The organism is Micromonospora inositola, from assembly GCF_900090285.1.
GTDB classification, from domain to species: domain Bacteria; phylum Actinomycetota; class Actinomycetes; order Mycobacteriales; family Micromonosporaceae; genus Micromonospora; species Micromonospora inositola.
In genome coordinates, this window is the sequence record NZ_LT607754.1 from 353,289 (window position 1) to 374,105 (window position 20,817).

General features: G+C 73.8%; 19 protein-coding genes and 1 pseudogene. 6 read left to right on the top strand and 14 right to left on the bottom strand.

The window, feature by feature from the left end; translation table 11 throughout:
- Positions 1-114 precede the first annotated feature (114 nt).
- The 4 genes from GA0070613_RS01600 to GA0070613_RS01615 form a co-directional block, all read right to left on the bottom strand.
- The gene (locus tag GA0070613_RS01600) at positions 115-615 is read right to left on the bottom strand and encodes a GNAT family N-acetyltransferase (protein ID WP_331716717.1); all 501 of its coding nucleotides are present in this window, start codon (positions 613-615) and stop codon (positions 115-117) included.
- 145 nt (positions 616-760) lie between these two features.
- Positions 761-1,387: a TMEM175 family protein gene (locus tag GA0070613_RS01605; RefSeq protein ID WP_089010646.1), complete on the bottom strand. Its 627-nt coding sequence runs from the start codon at positions 1,385-1,387 to the stop codon at positions 761-763.
- 94 nt (positions 1,388-1,481) lie between these two features.
- Positions 1,482-3,062, bottom strand: a complete 1,581-nt coding sequence (locus GA0070613_RS01610) for a Rieske 2Fe-2S domain-containing protein (protein WP_089010647.1) — start codon at positions 3,060-3,062, stop codon at positions 1,482-1,484.
- Between the two features lie 128 nt (positions 3,063-3,190).
- On the bottom strand, positions 3,191-4,057 hold the full coding sequence (locus tag GA0070613_RS01615; RefSeq protein ID WP_089015680.1) for a hypothetical protein: 867 nt from the start codon (positions 4,055-4,057) through the stop codon (positions 3,191-3,193).
- 91 nt (positions 4,058-4,148) lie between these two features.
- On the opposite strand from GA0070613_RS01615, the gene GA0070613_RS01620 reads away from it, so the two are divergent.
- The gene (locus GA0070613_RS01620; protein WP_231929625.1) at positions 4,149-4,370 is read left to right on the top strand and encodes a DUF2631 domain-containing protein; all 222 of its coding nucleotides are present in this window, start codon (positions 4,149-4,151) and stop codon (positions 4,368-4,370) included.
- A 76-nt stretch (positions 4,371-4,446) separates the two neighbouring features.
- Here GA0070613_RS01620 and GA0070613_RS01625 read toward each other — a convergent pair whose 3' ends face one another.
- The 8 genes from GA0070613_RS01625 to GA0070613_RS01660 form a co-directional block, all read right to left on the bottom strand.
- Positions 4,447-5,514: a DivIVA domain-containing protein gene (locus GA0070613_RS01625; RefSeq protein WP_089010649.1), complete on the bottom strand. Its 1,068-nt coding sequence runs from the start codon at positions 5,512-5,514 to the stop codon at positions 4,447-4,449.
- Positions 5,515-5,545: 31 nt separating this feature from the next.
- Positions 5,546-6,694 carry a 23S rRNA (adenine(2503)-C(2))-methyltransferase RlmN gene (gene rlmN, locus GA0070613_RS01630; RefSeq protein WP_089010650.1) on the bottom strand — a complete coding sequence of 383 codons (1,149 nt, stop codon included), beginning with the start codon at positions 6,692-6,694 and terminating at the stop codon, positions 5,546-5,548.
- Positions 6,695-6,798: 104 nt separating this feature from the next.
- A complete protein-coding gene (locus GA0070613_RS01635) occupies positions 6,799-8,283 on the bottom strand; it encodes a phosphatidate cytidylyltransferase (protein ID WP_089010651.1) in 1,485 nt (494 codons plus the stop codon).
- 259 nt (positions 8,284-8,542) lie between these two features.
- Positions 8,543-9,100 (bottom strand): ribosome recycling factor, encoded by a 558-nt coding sequence (gene frr / locus GA0070613_RS01640; protein WP_089010652.1) that lies wholly within the window; start codon positions 9,098-9,100, stop codon positions 8,543-8,545.
- A gap of 83 nt (positions 9,101-9,183) precedes the next feature.
- Positions 9,184-9,951: a UMP kinase gene (pyrH, locus tag GA0070613_RS01645; protein WP_089010653.1), complete on the bottom strand. Its 768-nt coding sequence runs from the start codon at positions 9,949-9,951 to the stop codon at positions 9,184-9,186.
- A 163-nt stretch (positions 9,952-10,114) separates the two neighbouring features.
- Positions 10,115-10,942 (bottom strand): translation elongation factor Ts, encoded by an 828-nt coding sequence (tsf, locus tag GA0070613_RS01650; RefSeq protein ID WP_089010654.1) that lies wholly within the window; start codon positions 10,940-10,942, stop codon positions 10,115-10,117.
- Positions 10,943-11,078: 136 nt separating this feature from the next.
- Positions 11,079-11,936, bottom strand: coding sequence for a 30S ribosomal protein S2 (gene rpsB, locus GA0070613_RS01655; protein ID WP_089010655.1), 858 nt, complete (start codon positions 11,934-11,936; stop codon positions 11,079-11,081).
- A gap of 424 nt (positions 11,937-12,360) precedes the next feature.
- The gene (locus tag GA0070613_RS01660) at positions 12,361-13,359 is read right to left on the bottom strand and encodes a hypothetical protein (protein WP_089010656.1); all 999 of its coding nucleotides are present in this window, start codon (positions 13,357-13,359) and stop codon (positions 12,361-12,363) included.
- 222 nt (positions 13,360-13,581) lie between these two features.
- Here GA0070613_RS01660 and GA0070613_RS01665 point away from each other — a divergent pair, with 222 nt between their 5' ends.
- From GA0070613_RS01665 to GA0070613_RS01675, 3 genes are all read left to right on the top strand, one after another.
- Positions 13,582-13,941: a YraN family protein gene (locus tag GA0070613_RS01665; RefSeq protein ID WP_089010657.1), complete on the top strand. Its 360-nt coding sequence runs from the start codon at positions 13,582-13,584 to the stop codon at positions 13,939-13,941.
- Positions 13,942-14,117: 176 nt separating this feature from the next.
- On the top strand, positions 14,118-15,638 hold the full coding sequence (locus GA0070613_RS01670) for a YifB family Mg chelatase-like AAA ATPase (protein ID WP_089010658.1): 1,521 nt from the start codon (positions 14,118-14,120) through the stop codon (positions 15,636-15,638).
- Positions 15,635-16,867, top strand: coding sequence for a DNA-processing protein DprA (locus GA0070613_RS01675; protein ID WP_089010659.1), 1,233 nt, complete (start codon positions 15,635-15,637; stop codon positions 16,865-16,867). The genes GA0070613_RS01670 and GA0070613_RS01675 overlap by 4 nt, the downstream gene beginning before the upstream one ends.
- Before the next feature lie 136 nt (positions 16,868-17,003).
- Here GA0070613_RS01675 and GA0070613_RS01680 read toward each other — a convergent pair whose 3' ends face one another.
- Entirely contained in the window at positions 17,004-17,345 is a 342-nt protein-coding gene (locus GA0070613_RS01680; protein WP_089010660.1) for a hypothetical protein, read from the bottom strand.
- A 628-nt stretch (positions 17,346-17,973) separates the two neighbouring features.
- Here GA0070613_RS01680 and GA0070613_RS01685 point away from each other — a divergent pair.
- Together GA0070613_RS01685 and GA0070613_RS01690 are read left to right on the top strand one after the other, a co-directional pair.
- Complete coding sequence (locus tag GA0070613_RS01685; RefSeq protein WP_089015681.1) at positions 17,974-18,933, top strand: tyrosine recombinase XerC; 960 nt, start codon at positions 17,974-17,976, stop codon at positions 18,931-18,933.
- A gap of 91 nt (positions 18,934-19,024) precedes the next feature.
- The gene (locus GA0070613_RS01690; protein WP_089010661.1) at positions 19,025-20,206 is read left to right on the top strand and encodes an aminotransferase class V-fold PLP-dependent enzyme; all 1,182 of its coding nucleotides are present in this window, start codon (positions 19,025-19,027) and stop codon (positions 20,204-20,206) included.
- Positions 20,207-20,212: 6 nt separating this feature from the next.
- Here GA0070613_RS01690 and GA0070613_RS01695 read toward each other — a convergent pair.
- A pseudogene (locus GA0070613_RS01695) lies at positions 20,213-20,791 on the bottom strand (murein hydrolase activator EnvC family protein); the annotation flags it as partial.
- Between the last annotated feature and the right edge of the window lie 26 nt (positions 20,792-20,817).

Here is a 20,817-nt window from a genome sequence, read left to right on the forward strand (position 1 = left end):
GTGAAGCGGACCCGATCGGGGGCGGCGTCGAAGCGGATCAGCACGGCGCCGACGATAGGGCCGCAGCTCGCCTGCACACCCCCTGTTCCAGGCATGGGCGCGCGGCGGAACCGGTCAGTCGGGACGGCTGAGAACGAAGGTCTCCAGTTCGGCGCCGGCGTACCAGCCGGTGCGGACGCCGAGATGGGTCATGCCGAGCCGGCGGGCCACCGCCGTCGACGCCTCGTTGCCCGCCATCACCACCGCGTAGACCTGCCGGGCGCCGCCGGCGAACTCCCGGTCGAGCACCGCCCGGGCCGCCTCGGTGGCGTAGCCGTGCCCCCAGGAGTCGGGGTGCAGGTGCCAGCCGATCTCGATGTCGTCGGTGGGGGTGACGCCGTCACGGCCCGGCAGCGGCTTGAGCAGCACGCTGCCCGCCGCCCGGCCGGTGGCGCGCGGCTCGATCGCCCAGAGGCCGTACCGGTCGCGGTACGGGGCGTACCGGTCCCGCCAGGACCGGACCCGCTCGGCCGCCTGCGCCGGGTCGGTCATCCGCCCCGATCCGCCGCCCAGCCAGCGCATCACCTCGTCCCGGGAGTAGATGTCGTAGATCCGGTCCAGGTCCGTCTCGTTCACCGACCGCATGCCGTACGCGACGGGTGTCGACGGCGTCTACGCCGGCAGCGTCATCGGCGCCGCCGGCCACAACGCCGCCCGCCGCATCCTCACCGACCTCGGCCGCTGACCCCCACCCCGCTCTCCCCCACGATCTTCGCGGAATCTATGCCGCCCTGGAGGACCCGGGGAGGTTGCCGGGGCCGCGGATGAGGAAGAGGCCGACGAACGCGAGGTAGAGGAAAAGGCTGAGGATCGGATCGACGAAGACGAAGGCGAAGGCGATCAGGTACAGCAGTGGGCGCAGCATGAACCGCCGCGAAACCGCCCGGGCCAGCCGGGGATCCAGGTCGGGGTGGAGCAGCCGGCGCCGGCGCGCCCACCACCAGCTCAGGTTGAAGAAGAGTGCCTCACCCAGCATGGTGCCGACGTAGAGGACAGCGGTCAGCCGCTGCTCGGTCACGCCACTGCGCAGGTTGTCCGAGAGCAGGTCGGCGGTGAACGGGATCGCGGCGACGAAGAGCAGCAGGAGCAGGTTGAACACCAGCATCGTCTGGTCGACCCGGACCACGTACCGCCACATGTTGTGGTGGGCGAGCCAGATGTGGCCGACGATCGCGAAGGTGATCACGTACGCCAGGTAGGACGGCCAGGCCTGGGCGAGGGCGTCGGGAAGCGCCTTCCCGCTCGCCCGGGCGGGTCCGTACTGGAGCAGCTCGACGGCCATCACCGTCAGCACGACCGCGAAGATCCCGTCGCTGATCGCCTCCACCCGGGAGGCGTCCCGGGCCATCTCCCGGTCGCGCCTGTACCGGTACTCCCGCTCTTTGTCGTCTGCCCCTGTCACGCCCGCCCCGCTCTCGCTGGTGTCCGGTCGGTGCCGGTCGTCAGCTGAGCGCCTCACCGGCGGGAGCGGGCGTCTGCTCGTCGGCGCGGTGGGCGCGGATCTTGTGGCCGACGCTGGTCAGGCAGCGACCGCTGGGCATGTCGAACTTCCAGCCGTGCAGCTGGCAGGTGAGCTGGTCGCCCTCCACGATGCCGAACCGGCTCAGGTCGGCCTTCAGGTGCGGGCAGCGACGCTGCACCACCCAGCCGTCCAGCGTGATGTCCTCCGCGTCTACGGCCCGCCCGTGCTCGTCGTACCAGCCCTCGGCGTACTGGAGGCGCTCCTCGGACAGGCACTTGAAGAACGCGTAGACGAACTCGTTGTACTGGCCGATCCGGGCCGCCGAGAAGCGGCAGGACAGGAAGAGCGAGTTGACCCAGTCCACCTCGCCGACGTGCAGCAGGTGCTCGATCAGCGCCCGATCGGTCCGGAAGCGGTAGCGGACCTTCTCGTCCGCGTACGGCCGGACCTCCTTGCCCGGGAAGTCCACCACGATCGACTCGACCGATTCTCCGTCGTAGCCCACCAGGTCGAAGCGGACCGGGCCGCCGACCCCCTTGGCCAGATAGATCGACTCGTCCAGCAGCGGCTCGATCCGGCGCTTCATCTCGCCGAGCACGTCCACCTCGGGGTGCCGCCAGGACGCCTTCTCCGCCTCGATGACCGGGCGCTTGCGCTCCCGCATCTCCTCCAGGTGGGCCACCTTGTCGGCGAAGAACTCCTCCACCGGCACCGGGTGGGTGGTGGTCGCGCCCTCGGTGGTGATCTCGCTGACGCTGCCCGGCAGCAGCACGATGCCGTTGGTGCCACCGACCTTCGCGTACTCCTCCAGGAACACCGACTGGTCGGGGAAGATGTTGCCCTCGTCGCCGTGGATGTCGTTGAACTGCCACAACGCGTCGTCCAGGAAGCAGGGCGGGCCGGCGATCGGAAAGACGTGGTCGGCCTTCAGGTCGTCGATGTAGCGCCAGGTGCGGTCGAACTGCCGGTCCCGCTTCTGCTTGCCGAACGCGGTCTTCGCCGCCTGCGGCAGCTCGTAGACCATCGGGTACCAGATCGCGCCGGAGAACTGGAGCAGGTGCGCGTGCACGTGGCCCAGCTCGGCGAAGACGCTCAGGTCGGTCGGGCGGGCGTCGTTCTGGTTCAGCAGCCGGACCCCGTCGTACTCCACCCACAGCGAGGAGTCGCCGATCGGGCCGTCGGTCGGGCTGGTCAGCGCCTGGATCATGATCTTCAGGCCGCCGGGCAGCTCCACGACCTGCTCGTTCGGCGCCTTCAGGAACTTCGTGAAGCCGAGTTCCCGCAGCTCGTCCTCCATCTCCGAGGTGGGGAACTCGGGAAGCAGGACCGTGGCGTCCTTCGAGATGTGGTCCCGCAGGTTCTTGGCGTCGAAGTGGTCGCGGTGCAGGTGCGAGACGTACAGGTAGTCGACCTGGCCCAGCGCGTCCCAGTCCAGCAGTGAATTGTCCGGGAAAGGGAACCACGAGGCGAAGTAGGCCGGATTGACCCACGGGTCGCACAGGATGCTGCCCGCGGCCGTGTCGATCCGCATGCTGGCATGTCCCGTACCGGTCACTCGCACCGCAGTCCCCCTCAAAAAGACAATCAAGGTGTACGTCAAGACGCTACCGGAGGCAGTGTGGTCGCCGACCCGCGACGCCGGTAGTGCCGATCGCCCGGCCGGAGAGGGGTCCAACGGCCCGGGCGGGGTCAACCCTCGACGTGGCCGGTCCAGCTCCGCCGCTCCGGCGCGGCGGCGCGCCAGCCCTCCAGCAGCGCGGGGATCTCGTCGACCGGGGCGGCCAGGTGCACCCGCTGCCCGCCGGCGACCTGGTGGTCGCGATCCTGGCTGACGCTCCCCTCGCTGCAACACGCGCAGATCGTCCGGACGCCGCTGACCGGCTCGGCCGCGTACCCGCGCTCGTCGAACAGGTCCGCCAGGGCCCGGACGTCCGCCGGCGTGCGGGCGGTGACCTCGACGCTGGTAGTGGGCAGCTCGGAGGCCCGGAACAGCAGCAGCTCGTCGAAGACCGGGTACGCCCGCCCGTCGACCTCCCGCTCGCCGTTGGGCGCCCCGTCGTGCACCACCACCTCGCCGAACCGGCGGCCCGACCCCGGGGTGGGGACGCTCAGCACCCGGGCCCGGGTCGGACAGAGCCGCAGCGCCCAGACCACCTCCCCGCCGGCCTGCGGGTTCAGCCGGACCGGGGTGGCCCCGAAGTCCGCCACGATCTCGCCCTCCCCGTCGGGCACGGTCAGGCCGAAGCCTCGCCAGGCGTCTCGGGCGGTGGCCCAGTCCTCCATGATCGTGGCCGCGATGCCCAGGTTCCAGAACGCCGGATCCTGGCTGCCCCGTTCCGCCCGCGCCGCCGCCTCCCGGCCCAGCTCGTACGCCTTCGCCCAGTTGCGCAGGAACTTGTGGGCCAGCGCCGCGTTGTACCACCACGCCGCGGCCGCCGGGATGTCCGGATACCGGCGCACGAGGCGCTCCCACAGCTCCCCGGCGACCGGCCAGTCCTCGGCCTCCCAGGCCTGCCGCGCCCGCTCGTACAGCTCACGGTCGTCCTCGCGGCTCATGCCGTCCCCCATACAGGTCGGACCCTGCGCCGGGCCCGGCACGGGGCGTGCCAGACTAACCGGAGATCCGATCGCGAGGGAAGGACCGACAGTGGCAGGAAGCGAGCCGGTAACCGCGCCAGATCAGCACAAGCCCGGGCACCGCAAGTCCGGACGGATCGGCGCGGTGGTCTCCGCGCTGGCGCTGCTGGCGATGCTGTGCGGCAACCACGAGGGCAAGGTCGAGGACATCTGGCTGGCCGGAATCGCCGTGCTGCTGCTGGCCCTCGTCATCGGCGACGTGGTGCTGCGCCGCAACGGCCTGCGGTCCTGACCCGGCAGCCGTTCGGGACCAGCGACACACGAAGGCCCGCCCCTCGTCGGGGGCGGGCCTTCGTCGTCGTACGGGCTCAGCGGCCGAACAGGATGTCCTGCACGTCCTTGAGGGCGGCGTCGACCTCGGCCTCGAAGTAGCCGCCGGGCACCAGACCGAAGCGCAGAGTGTCCAGGTCCTTCGGGTTCACCGGCATCGGGTTGCGGCCCTGCATGCCGCCCAGCAGGCTCTCGAAGAAGCGGTCCACCTGGTCCGGGTCGTACCCGCTGCCGAAGCGGCGCACCTGGAAGCTGCGCCGGATCTGGTCCACCCGGTAGAGGTCGCTGCCGGGCGGGCCGGCCATCGGGGGGCCGACCATCGGCGGGCCGGCCATCGGCGGGCCACCGACGGGCGGGCCGCCCATCGGCGGACCGGACATCGCCGGGCCGCCGCCCATGCCCTGCTGCGGCAGGGCCGGCGGGCCGGCCGGGCCGCGACCGCGCATGTCACGCAGCTCCCGCTCGGACATCCGGATCTCGGCGGTCATGTCGGCACGGCCGTGCCGGCCGGCCTCGAAGCCGTCGAAGTGCTGCTCGTCCTGGCCGTACCCGCCGGGGCCCGGGGGCAGGCCGCGCGGCGGCGGGCCACCGTGCCCCATCGGGGCGCCCGGACCCATCGGACCGGGGCCGCCCGGGCCGCGCGGCGCGTCGTACCCGCCGCGGGGGTCGTACCCGCCGGCGTAGGCGCCGGTCGGCTCGTCGTACCGGCTGTAGCGGTCGGCGGGCGGGCCGGCCTGCGTGGGCATCGCCCGGGGCGGCATCGGCGGCTGCGGCACCGGCGACAGGCCGCGGTCGTCGCGCATCGGCGGGCCGAGCCGGTCGGCCATCCGGGGATCGCCGCCCCGCCCGCCGGGGACGCCCCCGCGCTCCTCCAGCTCGGCCAGCTGCCGCTCGACCCGGTCCAGGTGCAGGTCCACCTGCCACTCGTCGTAGCCGTTGAAGCGGACCCGGAAGACGACGTCGTGGACCTCCTGGGAGGCCACGGGCGCGCCGACCGGTTGGCCGGCGAGGGTCGCCTCGACCCGGTCCAGGAAGGCGTCCACCTCGTCGACCTTGTATCCCCGGCGGAGCGCCTTACGCCGGAAACGCTGACCCTGACTCGCCACTATGTCTCCTGGTCTCGTTCGCTACGCCCGGTCACGCCGTTGCTTCGCGCGGCGCGTCGGTGTCCCTGTCCTCGGCGGCGGCGAGCTGCCCACACGCGCCGTCGATTTCGCGTCCCCGGGTGTCCCGCACCGTGGTCGACACCCCGGCGTCGCGCAACCGCCGGACGAACTCCCGCTCGACCGGCTTCGGGCTGGCGTCCCAGCGGCTGCCCGGAGTCGGGTTGAGCGGGATGAGGTTCACGTGGGCCAACTTGCCGGCCAGCAGCCGCCCGAGCAGATCGGCTCTCCACGGCTGGTCGTTCACGTCCTTGATCATCGCGTACTCGATCGACACGCGACGTCCCGTCGTGGCCGCGTATCCCCACGCCGCGTCCAGCACCTCGGACACCTTCCAGCGCTGGTTGACCGGGACGAGTTCATCGCGCAGCTCATCATCGGGGGCGTGCAGCGACAACGCAAGGGTCACTGAGAGGTCTTCGCTGGCCAGTCGGCGGATGGCCGGGACCAGCCCCACCGTGGAAACGGTGATGTGCCGCTGGGACAGGCCGAGCCCTTCGGGCGCGGGGGCGACCAGCCGGCGGATCGCCCCGACGACCCGCGAGTAGTTGGCCAGCGGCTCGCCCATGCCCATGAAGACGACGTGCGACAGCCGCGGCGGCGATCCGACGACCGCGCCGGAGGCGGCCACCCCGGCCAGGTAGACCGCCTGGTCGACGATCTCGGCGGTGGAGAGGTTGCGGGTCAGCCCGGCCTGACCGGTGGCGCAGAACGGGCAGGCCATGCCGCAGCCGGCCTGGCTGGAGATGCAGACGGTGACCCGATCCGGGTAGCCCATCAGCACGCTCTCCACCAGCGAGCCGTCGTGCAGCCGCCAGAGCGCCTTGCGGGTGGCCCCGTCGTCGCAGGCCAGCTCGCGTACCGGGGTGAGCAGGGTGGGCAGCAGCGACTCGGCGAGCCGCTCCCGGGTGGCCGCCGGCAGGTCGGTCATCTGGGCGGGGTCACGGACCAACCGGCCGAAGTAGTGGTTGGAGACCTGCTTGGCGCGGAACGTGGGCTCGCCCAGCTCGGTGACGAGCGCCTGCCGACCCGGCAGGTCCAGGTCGGCGAGGTGACGGGGCGGCATCGCGGGTCGGCGGCCGCGGGCGTCGGGGTCTACGGAGATCAGTGGCAGGCTCGTCATGGCGCGTCCAGTCTGACACGCCGGGAGCGGGACGCAGCCGTCCGTCCGTGCCGAATCGGCCCCGACCGCATGGAGGAGCCGCTCCCACCGACGTGATTCATGCCTCAGCCCACCACCGGCACGAAGACCGCCAGCAGCAGGTACGCCGTCGGCACCGCGAAGAGGATCGAGTCGAGCCGGTCCATCAGGCCGCCGTGGCCGGGGAGCAGGTTGCTCATGTCCTTGACGCCGAGATCCCGCTTGATCATCGACTCGGCGAGGTCACCGAGGACCGCCGCGCAGGAGATCGCCACCCCGAACAGCGCGCCCCACCAGGGGGCCACGTCGAAGAGCAGCCAGATCAGCAGGGCGCTGCCGGCCGCCGCCGCGGTGACCGATCCGGCGAAACCCTCCCAGGACTTCTTCGGGCTGATCGAGGGCGCCATCGGGTGCTTGCCGAACGAGACGCCGGCCGCGTACCCGCCGGTGTCGGAGAGGACCACGGCGACCAGCGTGGCCAGCACCCGCAGTCGCCCGTCCCCCGGGGCGGCGGCCAGCATCGCCGCGAAGCCGCCGAGGAAGGGCACGTAGACCGCGATCAGGGTGGCCGCAGTGAGGTCGCGTTGGTAGTTGCCCGGGCCGTCGCCCAGCCGCCAGATCATCGTGCCCAGCACGGTGACCAGCAGGCCGAGGCTCAGCGCGTCGGGGCCGGCGAACCAGCCCAGCCCGACGGTGATCGCCCCGCCGGCGACCAGCGGCACCAGCGGCGGGTGGGCGCCGCCGCGGCGCACCGCGCGGGCCATCTCCCAGGTGCCGACCGCCACCGCGGCGACGACGACGCCGAGGAACGCCGGCGGGTAGAGGAAGAGCGGCACCAGGATCGCCGCGCCGAGGCCCACCCCGACCGCGATCGCGGCCGGCAGGTTGCGGCCGGCCCGGCCGGTCGCGGCCTGCTGGGTGGGCGGCCGGTCCGCGCTGGCCCGCCGCCGCCCGCGCGGGCGGCGGCCGGACGGCTGCTCGGGCTCCGGGTCCGGTTCGTCCCGCACCGGGGCGATCTGGGCGGTCGGGTACTCGTCGTCCGGCGCGCCGGGCCGCTCGCCCCGCGGCCCGTTTCCCGGGTATCCGCGATCGGGGGCCGCCGAACGGCGGGGGTCGTCGTAGCCGGCGTCCCGGTGGCCGGGGTCGACGAAGCCGCCGCTCCGCCGGCGGCCGTCGGCGAAGTCGTCCCGGTAGCCACCGTGGTCGCGGTAGCCCCGATCGTCGTGCTCCGGGCCCCGACGGCCGACGTCGTGGTGGTCCCGGCGGGGGTGGCCGGGGCCGTCGTGGCGCCGATCCGGACGGCCGTTGGCGGGGACGGGACGCTCGTCGTACGGGCCGGGCCGCCGGCCGCCGCCGTCCGGTCGGACGTACGGGTCGCCGGCCGGACCGGGATACGAGTCGGCCGTGGGCCGGGGCCGGCCGGGCGGCTCGGCGTACAGCTCGGGGTTGGCGCCCGGGCGACGCCACGGCCCCGGTTCGAGGTCAGGATCGGGCCAGGGCAGCGCGGGCGGGCGGTCCGGTCGGTCCCAGCCGCGGGGCTCGGCGGCGCCGTAGGGGTCGGGGTGGGACATCACGCACCGAGCGGACGCGGTACGAGTTCCACCACTTGACGCAAGACCAAGACCATCCCCTACAGGCGCGACTGCTCCGGTTGACCGGCCCGACGGCCGGCCGATCCCCGCCGTTCACCTCCTGGTGGGCGGGAATCCTGCCGAGCCTACTGCACCGGGGAAGCCGGCACGGCGGACGCTGGCCCACCACGACGACGGCACCGGGTCCACCACCCTGGCGGGCGGCGGCACACCGGTGCCGTGGCGGGTGGTCGGGGGCTCAGACCTCGAGCAGCTCCGCTTCCTTGTGCTTGACCAGCTCGTCGACGGTGGCGACGTACCGCTGGGTCAGGTCGTCCAGGTCCTTCTCGGCGCGCCGGCCCTCGTCCTCGCCGACCTCGCCGTCCTTGACCAGGCGGTCCAGCTCTTCCTTGGCCTTGCGGCGGATGTTGCGGACGGCCACCTTGGCCTCCTCGCCCTTGTGCCGGGCGACCTTGATCATTTCGCGGCGGCGCTCCTCGGTCATCTGCGGGAGCAGGATGCGGAGCTGGTTACCCTCGTTGTTCGGGTTGACGCCGAGGTCGGAGTCGCGGATCGCCTTTTCCATGGCGTTGATCTGCGAGTTGTCGTACGGCTTGATGATCACCATGCGCGACTCGGGGACGCCGATGGACGCCATCTGGGGCAGGGGGGTGGGGGTGCCGTAGTAGTCGATGATGACCTTGGAGAACATGGCGGCGTTGGCGCGACCGGTGCGGATGGCGCCGAACTCCTCCTTGGCGTGCTCGACCGCACGCTCCATCTTCTCCTCGGCCTCGAGGAGGGTGTCGTCGATCACCGGTCTCCTCGCCTCCTTCTGTTGCTCGTCGTGGGCTCTGCTGATGTCGTGTCGCAGGACCGCCGGCCGCTCCGGCGGGGCGCTCAGGCGGTGATCAGGGTGCCGATCTTCTCACCGCCGACCGCCCGGACGATGGTGTCGTCGCCCTGCGCACCGAAGACCAGCATCGGCAGGCCGTTCTCCATGCAGAGGCTGAACGCCGCCGCGTCGGCCACCCGCAGGTTGCGGCGCAGCACCTCGGAGAAGGTGATCGAGTCCAGCTTGCTGGCGGTCGGGTCGATCCGGGGGTCCGCGGTGTAGACCGCGTCCACGCCGTTCTTGCTCATCAGCACCACGTCGGCGCGGATCTCCAGCGCCCGCTGGGCGGCGACCGTGTCGGTGGAGAAGTACGGCATGCCGGCGCCCGCGCCGAAGATCACCACGCGGCCCTTCTCCAGGTGCCGGATGGCCCGCAGCGGGATGTACGGCTCGGCGACCTGGGCCATGGTGATCGCGCTCTGCACCCGGGTCTCGATGCCCTCCTTCTCCAGGAAGTCCTGGAGGGCCAGGCAGTTCATCACCGTGCCGAGCATGCCCATGTAGTCGGCCCGGGCCCGGTCCATGCCGCGCTTCTGCAACTCGGCGCCGCGGAAGAAGTTGCCGCCGCCGACCACCACCGAGACCTGCACGCCGCGGCGGACCACGGTGGCGATCTGCCGGGCGATGCCCTGCACGACGTCCGGGTCGACGCCGATCGCGCCGCCGCCGAAGACCTCGCCGGACAGCTTCAGCACCACCCGGCGGGAACGGCCGGGCGGTGGGGCGGTGGGATCAACCGCCGCCAGGCTCCGGTCACTCACAACCTGCGTCATCCGCCCCGCCCTTCCCGTCGCGCACCTCGCGTGCGCCGCGTACCGCGTACCTGCCGCTGCCGACCCTATGTGACGAGGAGGCCGCGGTGCCTGTCACGTACACCGGCGGCCTCCTCGTCGACGTTGCTTGCCCACGGGCGCGTCAGACGCCCGAGCTGGCGGCTCAGGCCTGGCCGACCTCGAACCGCAGGAAGCGGGTCACCTCGATGCCGGCCTCGGCCAGCATCTGCTTCACCGACTTCTTGTTGTCGGCCACCGACGCCTGCTCGATCAGGACGTAGTCCTTGAAGAAGGCGTTCACCCGGCCCTCGACGATCTTCGGCAGCGCCGCCTCGGGCTTGTTCTCCTCGCGGGCGGTCTGCTCGGCGATGCGCCGCTCGGACTCGACGACCTCGGCCGGCACCTCGTCGCGGGTGAGGTACTTCGGCCGCATCGCGGCGATCTGCATGGCCACACCGCGGGCGTCGGCGTCGCCGGCCTCGTCGGTCTTGCCGGCGAACTCCACCAGCACGCCGACGGCCGGCGGCAGGTCCTGGCTCTTGCGGTGCAGGTAGACCGCGACGTTGCCGTCCAGCTTGGCGAAGCGGTTCAGCACCAGCTTCTCGCCGATCTTGGCGGACTGCTCCTGGATCAGGTCGGCGACCGGCTTGCCGTCGATCGAGCTGGCCAGCAGCTCCTCGGCGGTGCTGACGCCGCTGCGCTCGCCGTGCTCGACGAGCTGCTGGGCCAGGGCGATGAAGGCGTCGTTCTTGGCGACGAAGTCGGTCTCGCAGTTGAGCTCGAGCAGCGCCTTGCCGGAGTGGGCGACCAGGCCGTTCGCGGCGGTGCGGCCGGCCCGCTTGCCGACGTCCTTGGCACCCTTGACGCGCAGGATCTCGATGGCCTTGTCGAAGTCGCCCTCGGCCTCGGTCAGCGCCTTCTTGGAGTCCATCATGCCGGCGCCGGTGAGGTCGCGGAGCTTCTTGACGTCCGCGGCGGTGAAGTTGGACATGACTCTCTCTTCGGTGTTGAGACTGCGGTGGGATGGTCTGGCTGCCGGGTTACCCGGATCCGGGCCGGATGTGCCCGGCGTATCCGCCGCGTCCCCATCGACCGCGAAAACGGACGGTGGGGACGCGGCGGCGCGATCACTCCGCGGCGGCGGGCGCCGGCTGCTCGGTCTGCGGCTGCTCGGCCGGCTGCTGCTCGCCGGCCTTCTTCGGCTCCTCCAGCAGCTCGCGCTCCCACTCGGCCAGCGGCTCGTCGCTGCCGACCTGGCCCGGCTCCGGCTTCTCGTCGCCGCCCCGGCGACGGCCGGAACGGGCGATCAGACCGTCGGCGACGGCGGCGGCCACGACCTTGGTCAGCAGCTCCGCCGACCGGATGGCGTCGTCGTTGCCCGGGATCGGGAAGTCGACCTCGTCCGGGTCGCAGTTGGTGTCGAGCACCGCGATCACCGGGATGCCCAGCTTGCGGGCCTCGTCGACGGCGATGTGCTCCTTCTTGGTGTCGACCACCCAGATCGCGGCCGGAAGCTTCTGCATGTCCCGCAGACCACCCAGGGTGCGGGTCAGCTTGATCTTCTCGCGGGAGAGCTGCAGCGTCTCCTTCTTGGTGTAGCCGGCGGCGGTGCCGCTCAGGTCACCCAGGCCCTCCAGCTCCTTCATCCGCTGCAGGCGCTTGTACACCGTCTGGAAGTTGGTCAGCATGCCGCCGAGCCAGCGGTGGTTGACGTAAGGCTGGCCGACCCGGGTCGCCTGCTCGGAGATGGCCTCCTGGGCCTGCTTCTTCGTGCCGACGAAGAGGATGCTGCCGCCCTCAGCCACCGTGTTGCGCACGAAGTCGTACGCCTTCTCGATGTAGTCGAGGGTCTGGCGCAGGTCGATGATGTAGATGCCGTTGCGCTCCGTCATGATGAAGCGCTTCATCTTCGGGTTCCAGCGCCGGGTCTGGTGCCCGAAGTGGACACCGCTCTCCAGCAGCTGACGCATGGTCACGACGGCCATGGTGGGTACTCCTCAAGATCCCTGGTTGTCACGCCCGGCCGGTGGCCGGGCGTCCTGGCGCCTGGTCGCCGGCCATGGTGGGCCCGACAGGATCGGGACCAGGGGGCCGTCGCCCCACGAGGAACCGTGGAGAGGGCGCGCGAGGTCGACCGCGCGAGGCGGTCGCCAGTCGACCAGTGTACGCCCCTTCTCCGCCCGCCGGTCCAGGGGTGCGGGAACGCCCCGCACCGTACCTTTCCGGGCATACGACCGGGACCGGTCCCCGGCGTCGGGCCCGGCATCGCCTCCGCGCCCAGCCGTGCCCCGCGGCTGGGCGCCCGGCGCGGCGGCGCGGCCGGCCCGAGAACGGGCCGCCGCCGCGAGCAGCTGTCCCAGCCGACGACCGGGGGGCGGGCGGCCGGTCCGCTCGGCCGCTCGGGACCGCTCAGCGGGCCCCGAGCGCGGCGGCGACGAAGAGCACCAGCCCGACGGTCAGGTAGGCCGTCGGCGGGCGGAGCCAGCCGCGGCTGCCGTCGGCGAGCGCCAGCCCGACGGTGCGCAGCCCGTACAGGCCGGCAGCGAAGATCGGCAGCCCGGCCACCAGGAACGTCCCCACCACCACGTCGGAGGCCGAGACGGGGTCACCCACCAGGCCGTGCAGGAGGACCCGCAGGGCCGGGACCTCGAAGACGAGCGCCAGCGCCGCCAGCAGCACCGCCAGCGCCGGCCGGCGGGTCCGGTAGACGCCGTCGCCGGCCGGCGGGGCGTCGAGCCGGGGCGCGACCGACGGCATCGGCCCGGTCGGCATCTCCAGCGGATGCGACGCCGGGCCGCCCACCGGCGCGGGGGACGCGGCCGGACCGCCCGGCCGGTCCCCGACGGTGAGCGGGGTCGGACCGGCATGGGTCGGGCCGGGCGGACGGTCCCCCAGCGCGAACGGCGGCACAGCGGCGTGGGTCGGCTCGGTCGGACGGGTCGCCTCGACGACCGGGTAGCCGCTGAGGGGAGCGGGTCGCGGAGCGTCCGGCGTCCGGTCCGCGCCGCGCGGGTCCGGCCCGGCGACGCCTCCCCGGCCGCCGGTGGCGAGCTGATCCGCGCCTTCCCGGGCCGCCCAGCGGCCGCCACGCTCGCCGGGCAGCTCGCCGGAGACCTCCGGGTCATCCCCCCGTCGCGACCGGGACGACCGGTAACCATCGGTTTCCAGCTGTCCGTCACCGAGCGGGTCGGTCGCACCGAAGCGTCCCGAATCGCCGTACCGGGAGGTCACCGGGTCGGCGTAGCCGCCCTCGTCCGCGCCGGCGCGCTGCTCCGGGGTCCGGAAGTCGTCGTCGCGGTAGCGCGGGTCGCCCGCTCCGCGCCAGTCCGGTTCGGCGTACCCATGGTCGCTCCAGCGCGACCCCTGCTGGTCCTCGGGAAAGCTCCGTCGTCCGTCCACGACGGGCACGGTATGCGACCGGCTCAACGCGCGCCATCCGGCGGGCTGACGACGACACCCCGGGTCAGTACGGCACGGGTCCGGTCATCGCGGATGCGCGTTCGGTGACCGTGAAGCCGCTTCCTAGCACAGTCCCAGCATGATCGTCCGGCCGTCCACAGCCCCTCCGGTTGTCCACAGGCAGACCGAGCGGGACGGCGGGACCGCCGGGGCCGGCCCACCCTTGCCGCCATGACGAAGCGGAACCAGGCCGTCGGCGCGTACGGGGAGCGGTGCGCGGTCCGACACCTGATCGAGGCGGGACTGCGGCCGGTCGCCCGGAACTGGCGCTGCCCGGCCGGCGAGATCGACATCATCGCCTGGGAGGGCGGGGTGCTCGCCTTCTGCGAGGTGAAGACCCGCCGTACCGACGACTTCGGCAGTCCGGCCGAGGCCGTTGTACCGGCCAAGGCGCGCCGGCTGCGCGGCCTGGCCGCCCGGTGGCTGGCCGAAACCGGCACCACCGCCGACGAGGTGCGCTTCGACGTCCTCTCGGTCCGGCTGTCCGCGACGGGCGCGGCCCGGGTCGACCACCTCAAGGGCGCGTTCTGAGATGGGCGGTCCCGGCATGAGCGAGCGCAGCGAGCGAGTCATCAAGGCAGCGCGGTACGAGGCTCAGGCCGGCGGCGAGCGAAGCGAGGTGCCGGCATGAGCGAGCGCAGCGAGCGAGTCATCAAGGCAGCGCGGTACGAGGCTCAGGCCGGCGGCGAGCGAAGCGAGGTGCCGGCATGAGCTACGCCAAGGTGCTCGGCGTGGGCCTGGTCGGGGTGACCGGGCACGTGGTGGAGGTGGAGGCCGATCTGGCGCCGGGGCTGCCGGCGGTGGTCATCTCCGGCCTGCCCGACACCGCCCTGCACGAGGCCCGGGACCGGGTCCGCGCCGCCATCGTGAACTCCGGCGAGAAGTGGCCGAACCGGCGGATCACCCTCAACCTGCTCCCCGCCGACCTGCCGAAGTACGGCTCGGCGTTCGACCTGGCCATCGCCACCGCCCTGCTCGGCGGCGCCGGGGAGCTTCCGCTGCTGCCGCTGGAGCGGGTGGTGGTCCTGGGCGAGCTGGGGCTGGACGGCACGGTCCGACCCGTCCGCGGCGTGCTGCCGATGGTGGCCGCCGCGGTCAAGGCGGGGCTGGGGCGGGTCATCGTGCCGGTCGCCAACGCGGCCGAGGCGGCGGTGATCCCCGGCGTCCGCGTCCGCGCGGTCGACACCCTGCACCGGCTGGTCGGCTTCATCCGGGACGGCACGCCGCTGCTGGAACCCCCGGCCGCCGGCCGAACGCCACCTCCGGGCGGGCCGGATCTGGCCGACGTCGCCGGCCAGGGGCTGGGCCGGCGGGCCTTGGAGGTGACCGCCGCCGGTGGCCACCACCTCGCGTTGCTCGGGCCGCCCGGCGCCGGCAAGACCATGCTGGCCGAACGCCTGCCGTCGATCCTGCCCGAGCTGGACGACGACGCCGCGCTGGAGGTCACCGCGCTGCACTCGATCGCCGGCGTGCTGCCGTCGGACGGGCGGCTGCTGCGCCGCCCGCCGTTCCAGGCACCGCACCACACCGCCACCGTGCCGGCGCTGGTGGGTGGGGGCGCCGGGTTGGCCCGCCCGGGCGCGGTGTCGCTGGCCCACCGCGGGGTGCTCTTCCTCGACGAGGCGCCGGAGTTCAGCAAGGGCGCCCTGGAGGCGTTGCGCCAGCCGCTGGAGCACGGCTGGATCCGGCTGGCCCGGACCCGGGGCCGCACCGAGTACCCGGCGCGGGTCCAGCTGGTGCTGGCCGCCAATCCCTGTCCGTGCGCGAAACCGGCTGGCGACACGCAGTGCGAGTGCAGCCCGCTGACCCGGCGACGCTACCTGGGGCGACTCTCCGGTCCCCTGCTGGACCGGATCGATGTGCAGGTCACCGTGCTGCCGGTGCGGGCGGCCGAACTGATGGAGACGGGCGGGGCGAACGAGTCCTCGGCCACCGTCGGCGCGCGGGTCGCCGCGGCACGCGCCGCGGCGGCCGAGCGCTGGGCCCCGCTCGGCCGCCGGCTCAACGCCGAGATACCCGGCCCGCTGCTGCGCCGCTCGCCCTGGCGGTTGCCGGGTCAGGACACCGAAGAGCTGCGCGCCCGGCTGGACAGCGGGTCGCTCTCGGCCCGGGGCTTCGACCGGATCATCCGGTTGGCGTGGACGATCGCCGATCTGGACGGGCGGGACCGGCCGGACCGGGAGGACGTACGGGAAGCGATCGGACTACGGACGGGAGAGGGAGCATGAGCCGTGACCAGGAGACACGTACGGAGGACCGGCTGGCCCGGGTGGCGTTGACCTGGCTCACCGAACCGGGCACCTGGTCGGTGCATCGGCTGGTCGAGCGGCTCGGGGCGCCCGCCACCCTGACGCTGCTCTGCGAGGGCGGCGCGCCGGAGGAGAAGCTGCACGCCACCGTGGCCGCCCGGCTCGCCGCCGGTGACTCCCGGGCCGCGGCGGCCCGGGCGCTGGAGCGGACCGATCGGCTCGGCGCCCGGATCGTCACCCCCGACGACGACGAGTGGCCGGCCGGCGTCGAGGACCTGCGCCGGCTCGCCCTCTCCGGCGCCAGCCGTCGGGTGGACACCGAGACCGCCCCGCCGCTGTGCTTCTGGGTACGCGGCGCCTGGCCGCTGGCCGAGGCGATGGCGCGGTCGGTGGCGGTGGTCGGCGCCCGGGCTGCGACGCCGTACGGCGTGCACGTGGCCACCGAACTCGGCTACGGCTTGGCGGACCGGGAGTGGTCGGTGGTCTCCGGCGGGGCGTTCGGCATCGACGCCGCCGCGCACCGGGGCGCGTTGAACGCCGGCGGGGTGACCGTGGCGGTGCTGGCCTGCGGGGTGGACCGGCCCTACCCGATGGGCAACACCGCCCTCTTCGACCGGATCGCCGAGACGGGGCTGCTGGTCAGCGAGTGGATGCCGGGCGCCGAGCCGCTCCGGCCGCGGTTCCTGATCCGCAACCGGGTGATCGCCGCCGCCACTCGGGGAAGCGTGCTGGTGGAGGCGTCCGCGCGCAGCGGGGCGACCCAGACCATGCGCCGGGCGCTCGCCATCGACCGACCGGGAATGGTGGTGCCCGGTCCGGTCACCTCGGCGATGTCGGTCGGCGCCCACGAACTGCTCCGGGAGCAGCCCACGGCCCGACTCGTCACCGGGGTCGCGCACGTACTGGAGGAGGTGGGACGGATCGGCGCCGACCTGGCACCCCCGGCCCGGGGGCCGCGACGCCCCGCAGACGAACTCGACGACGAGGCCGCCCTGGTGCTGGAATCCCTGCCGCGTCGGGGGCTGCGCAGCCCGGACGCGGTGGCCGCCCGCGCCGGGGTGGGCGTCCGGGTCGCGTTGCGCAAGCTGTCCCTGTTGGAGGAGTTGGGGCTGGTGGTCCGCCGCGACGGCGGGTACGCGCTCGCCCCACCTCCGGACCGGCGTCCGGCCGGCACCCGCCCGGCGGGCGCGCCGCCACAGCCCGAATGAGTCCGCCCACCGCCCGGACGAGTCAGCCCACCGCCCGGCGAGTCAGCCCACCGCCCGGCGAGTCAGCCCCACCGCCCGGCGAGTCAGCCGGCCGGCCGGAGCCGGACGAGCCGACCGGAGCGACCGCGAGCTCGGCTCAGTCGCCCTCGAAGCGGATCTCCACCTCCCGGCTGGTCAGGCAGCGCCGGGTGAGTTGCGCGAGCCGGCGGACCCGGTCCACCTCCGCGGGCGCGTGGGCCACCTCGGCCAGGCAGCGCAGCTCGGCGAGGAGTTGCGGCACGGCCTCGGTGCCGACCACCAGCTCGCCGAGCGGATCGACGCGGTCCAGCAGCGGTGTACGACCTCCGCCCCGCACCCGCTTCAACAGGTCCAGCAGTACGTCGTCGGGGTCGGCGACCACCCCGGCCGCGATGTACGACGGACGCCCCCGACCGGGTCCGGCCCGGACCAGCCGGTAGAGGACGGCATCCACACCCACGATCGGTCCCTCCTCCCGTCGGCGTCACCTTCCCGGATCGACGCCGCTCCGTTCCGCCCAGCGAGTCACCACTCCGCGCCACCTGCCCGGCCGACACCGTGACGCCCCCGGGCCGGTCCGGCACCGTGATGCCACCGGCCCGGCGCCGGGGTGAGCGCGCTCGGGCATGGCGGGATCAGCAGTGACACCGGCGCGGTCGTCGTCACGTCCGCTCGGCAGTTCCACCGTCCTCTTCGTACGACCAGTTTCCCCTGTCCAGGGCTCATTCAGCCACCCCTGACGGCGCGCCGACCCGCCGAGCCGCGCCGGCGCTCCGGAGAAGCGCGGCACCGGGAGAAGGCGCAACGGCGGCGCGGGAGGAGACGGAACGACGGCGACGGACGTCGGCGCGCGACGGGACGGTCGACGCGGACGGGACGACCGCCTGGTGCGCTGCCGTTATGGGATCAGGCCCGTAGGCTTGGCCGGTGTCCGCCGACAGCAGGAGCAGGCCACGCCCCGCAGCGGCCCCCACCGGCGCCGACAAGCCGCTGCCGACGCGACCCGGCGCCCCAGCACCGGCCCAGAGTGCGCGGTGAGCGGCGAGGGACGCGGCACCCGGGCCGCCCACGAGGGACTGCCACCGGCGATGCGGGAGTCGGTGGACGACTTCGCCGACCATCTCGCCCGGGTGCGCAACCGCTCCGCGCACACCGTGCGGGCGTACGTCACCGATGTGGTCTCGCTGCTCGACCATGCCGTCCGGATGGGCTGCGTCGACCTGGCCGAGCTGGACCTGACGGTGCTGCGCAGCTGGTTGGCGAAGCAGCGGACGATGGGCGCCGCCCGGACATCGCTGGCCCGCCGCGCCGCCTCGGCGCGCACCTTCAGCGCCTGGGCGCACCGGTCGGGGCTGCTGCCGGCCGACGTGGCCGCCCCGCTGGCCAGCCCGAAGGCCCACCGCGAGCTGCCCACCGTGCTCCGTGCCGACCAGGCCGCCGCCCTGATGGCCGCCCCCGGCCGGGCCGCCGCACCGCCCAACGCCACGGACCGGACCGCCGCGCCGCCCCAGGCGGCCGACCTACCCGCGGCCGGCCAGGACGAGCCGGTGCTGCTGCGGGACCGGGTGCTGCTGGAACTGCTCTACGGCACCGGGATCCGGATCAGCGAGGCGTGCGGCCTGGACGTCGCCGACGTCGACCACGGCCGCCGGGTGGTGCGGGTACTGGGCAAGGGCGGCCGGGAGCGCGCCGTGCCGTACGGGGTGCCGGCGCAGCGCGCGCTGGACGTGTGGCTGAGCCGGGGCAGACCTGCCCTGGCGGGTCCGGGCTCCGGAAGCGCGCTGCTCCTGGGTGCCCGGGGCGGGCGGCTGAATCCGACCACCGCGCGTCGGATCGTCGCCGGGTACGCCGAGCGAGCGGGCCTGCCCCGGACCAGCCCGCACGGGCTGCGGCACTCGGCCGCCACCCACCTGCTGGAGGGCGGCGCGGACCTGCGCGCGGTACAGGAGCTGTTGGGCCACTCCTCGCTGGCCAGCACCCAGATCTACACGCACGTCTCGGTGGAGCGGCTGCGGGCGGCGTACCGGCAGGCGCACCCGCGGGCCTGACCGACCCGGCGGGCCGCGTCGTAGGCCGGCCGTCACCGCGAGAGGACGGCGATCGGCGAGTTGATGATCGACGGCGGGCTACGATCGGCGGATGACGGTCCCGCAGCCGCCCGAGCCGATCCCCGGCGCTCGACTGCTCTTCTCGCTCGACCCGTCGGTCAGCCACCTCAACCACGGCTCGTTCGGTGCCGTCCCGATCGGGGTGCAGCGGGCCCAGCAGCGGCTGCGCGACGAGATGGAGGCGAACCCGCTGCGCTTCTTCACCCAGGGCCTGGTCGACCGGATCGCCCACACCCGCCGGCACCTGGCCGGCTTCCTGGGGGCCGACCCGGCGGGCACCGCGCTGGTGGGCAACGCGACCACTGGGGTGGCGGTGGTGCTCCAGTCGCTCGGCCTGCGCCCCGGCGACGAAGTGCTGACCACGGACCACGGGTACGGCGCGGTCGGCTTCTCGGTGCAGCGGGAGTGCCGCCGCACCGGGGCGACGCACCGGACCCTGCACGTGCCGCTGACCGCCGGCGACGAGGAGGTCGTCGAGATCGTCCGATCCGGGCTGCGCCCCGGACGGACCAAGCTGCTGGTGATCGACCAGCTCACCTCCGCCACCGCCCGGCTCTTCCCGGCCGCCGCCGTGGTCGGGGTGGCCCGCGAGCACGGCGTGCCCGTCCTGGTCGACGCGGCGCACGCCCCGGGCATGCTGCCGATCACCGTGGCCTCCGTCGGCGCCGACTTCTGGGTCGGCAACCTGCACAAGTGGGCGTACGCGCCGCGCGGGACCGCCGCGCTGGTGGTCGCGGAGCCGTGGCGGGAGCGGATCGAACCGCTGGTCGTCTCCTGGGAGCAGGAGGCCGGCTTCCCCGCCCGGGTCGAGTGGCAGGCGACGCTGGACTACACCCCGTGGCTGGCCGCGCCGGTGGGGCTGTTCACCCTGCGCAGCCTGGGCCTGGAGCGGGTACGCGCGCACAACGCCGCGCTCGCCGCGTACGGGCAGCGGGTGCTCGGGGACGCCCTCGGGGTGGCGCCGGCCGACCTGCCGGAGCCCGGCGGACCGACGGTGTCCATGCGGCTCATCCCGCTGCCACGCGGCGTCGCCACCACGATGGATGCGGCGAAGGCGCTGCAGACCCGGGTCGCGGACCGGATCGCCGCCGAGGTGGCGGTGATGACCTGGAACGACCGGGGCTGGCTGCGGCTGTGCGGCCAGGTCTACAACACCCCCGACGAGTACGAGCGGCTGGCGGTCCAGCTTCCCGCGCTGCTCGCCCAGCGGTGAGCCTTCGCCGTCCAGCGGCAGCAACCGGACGGGTCCCAGGCCGAGCAGGGCCAGGGGGTCGAGGTATTCGTCGCCCCGGCGCAGCCCCCAGTGCAGGCACGCCGCGGCCGGGCAGCCGGTGTGGCCGGCGAGCAGGGTGCCGATCGGCGTGCCGGCAGCCACCCGGGCGCCGACCGACAGTCCAGCGCTCACCGGTTCGTAGGTGGTCCGCAGCCCGTCGCCGTGCCCGACGGTGACCACCGGGCGCCCGGCCACCGGACCGGCGAAGAGCACCACGCCCGCGCCGGCCGAGCGGACCTCGGCGCCCGGGGCGGCGGCCAGGTCGACGCCCCGGTGACCGGGCAGCCAGGGCTGGGGCGGCGGGTCGAACCGGCGCACCAGCCGGGGTGTGCCGGCGAGCGGCCACCGGAACCGTGGCCCGACCCGGGGCGCCCCTCCCGGGGCGGGATCCGTCAGGGCCGCCATCCGACGGGACGCCGACGGGACGACCACCGGGACCGCGGCGGCCGGGACGACCACCGGATCCGGTGCCGCCGGAAGGATCAGCGGAAGCATGAGGAGGGCCACCGTGACGGGCCCGGGCATGGTTCGCACGGCCGGCAGCCTGCCCC

Coding starts and splice junctions, on each gene's coding strand:
- GA0070613_RS01605 (WP_089010646.1), bottom strand. CDS start 1,387: ATGGCCCGGGACGCCTCCCGGGTGGAGGCGATCAGCGACGGGATCTTC.
- GA0070613_RS01615 (WP_089015680.1), bottom strand. CDS start 4,057: ATGAGCCGCGAGGACGACCGTGAGCTGTACGAGCGGGCGCGGCAGGCC.
- rlmN (WP_089010650.1), bottom strand. CDS start 6,694: ATGACGAGCCTGCCACTGATCTCCGTAGACCCCGACGCCCGCGGCCGC.
- GA0070613_RS01635 (WP_089010651.1), bottom strand. CDS start 8,283: ATGTCCCACCCCGACCCCTACGGCGCCGCCGAGCCCCGCGGCTGGGAC.
- pyrH (WP_089010653.1), bottom strand. CDS start 9,951: ATGACGCAGGTTGTGAGTGACCGGAGCCTGGCGGCGGTTGATCCCACC.
- tsf (WP_089010654.1), bottom strand. CDS start 10,942: ATGTCCAACTTCACCGCCGCGGACGTCAAGAAGCTCCGCGACCTCACC.
- rpsB (WP_089010655.1), bottom strand. CDS start 11,936: ATGGCCGTCGTGACCATGCGTCAGCTGCTGGAGAGCGGTGTCCACTTC.
- GA0070613_RS01665 (WP_089010657.1), top strand. CDS start 13,582: ATGACGAAGCGGAACCAGGCCGTCGGCGCGTACGGGGAGCGGTGCGCG.
- GA0070613_RS01670 (WP_089010658.1), top strand. CDS start 14,118: ATGAGCTACGCCAAGGTGCTCGGCGTGGGCCTGGTCGGGGTGACCGGG.
- GA0070613_RS01675 (WP_089010659.1), top strand. CDS start 15,635: ATGAGCCGTGACCAGGAGACACGTACGGAGGACCGGCTGGCCCGGGTG.
- GA0070613_RS01685 (WP_089015681.1), top strand. CDS start 17,974: ATGCGGGAGTCGGTGGACGACTTCGCCGACCATCTCGCCCGGGTGCGC.
- GA0070613_RS01690 (WP_089010661.1), top strand. CDS start 19,025: ATGACGGTCCCGCAGCCGCCCGAGCCGATCCCCGGCGCTCGACTGCTC.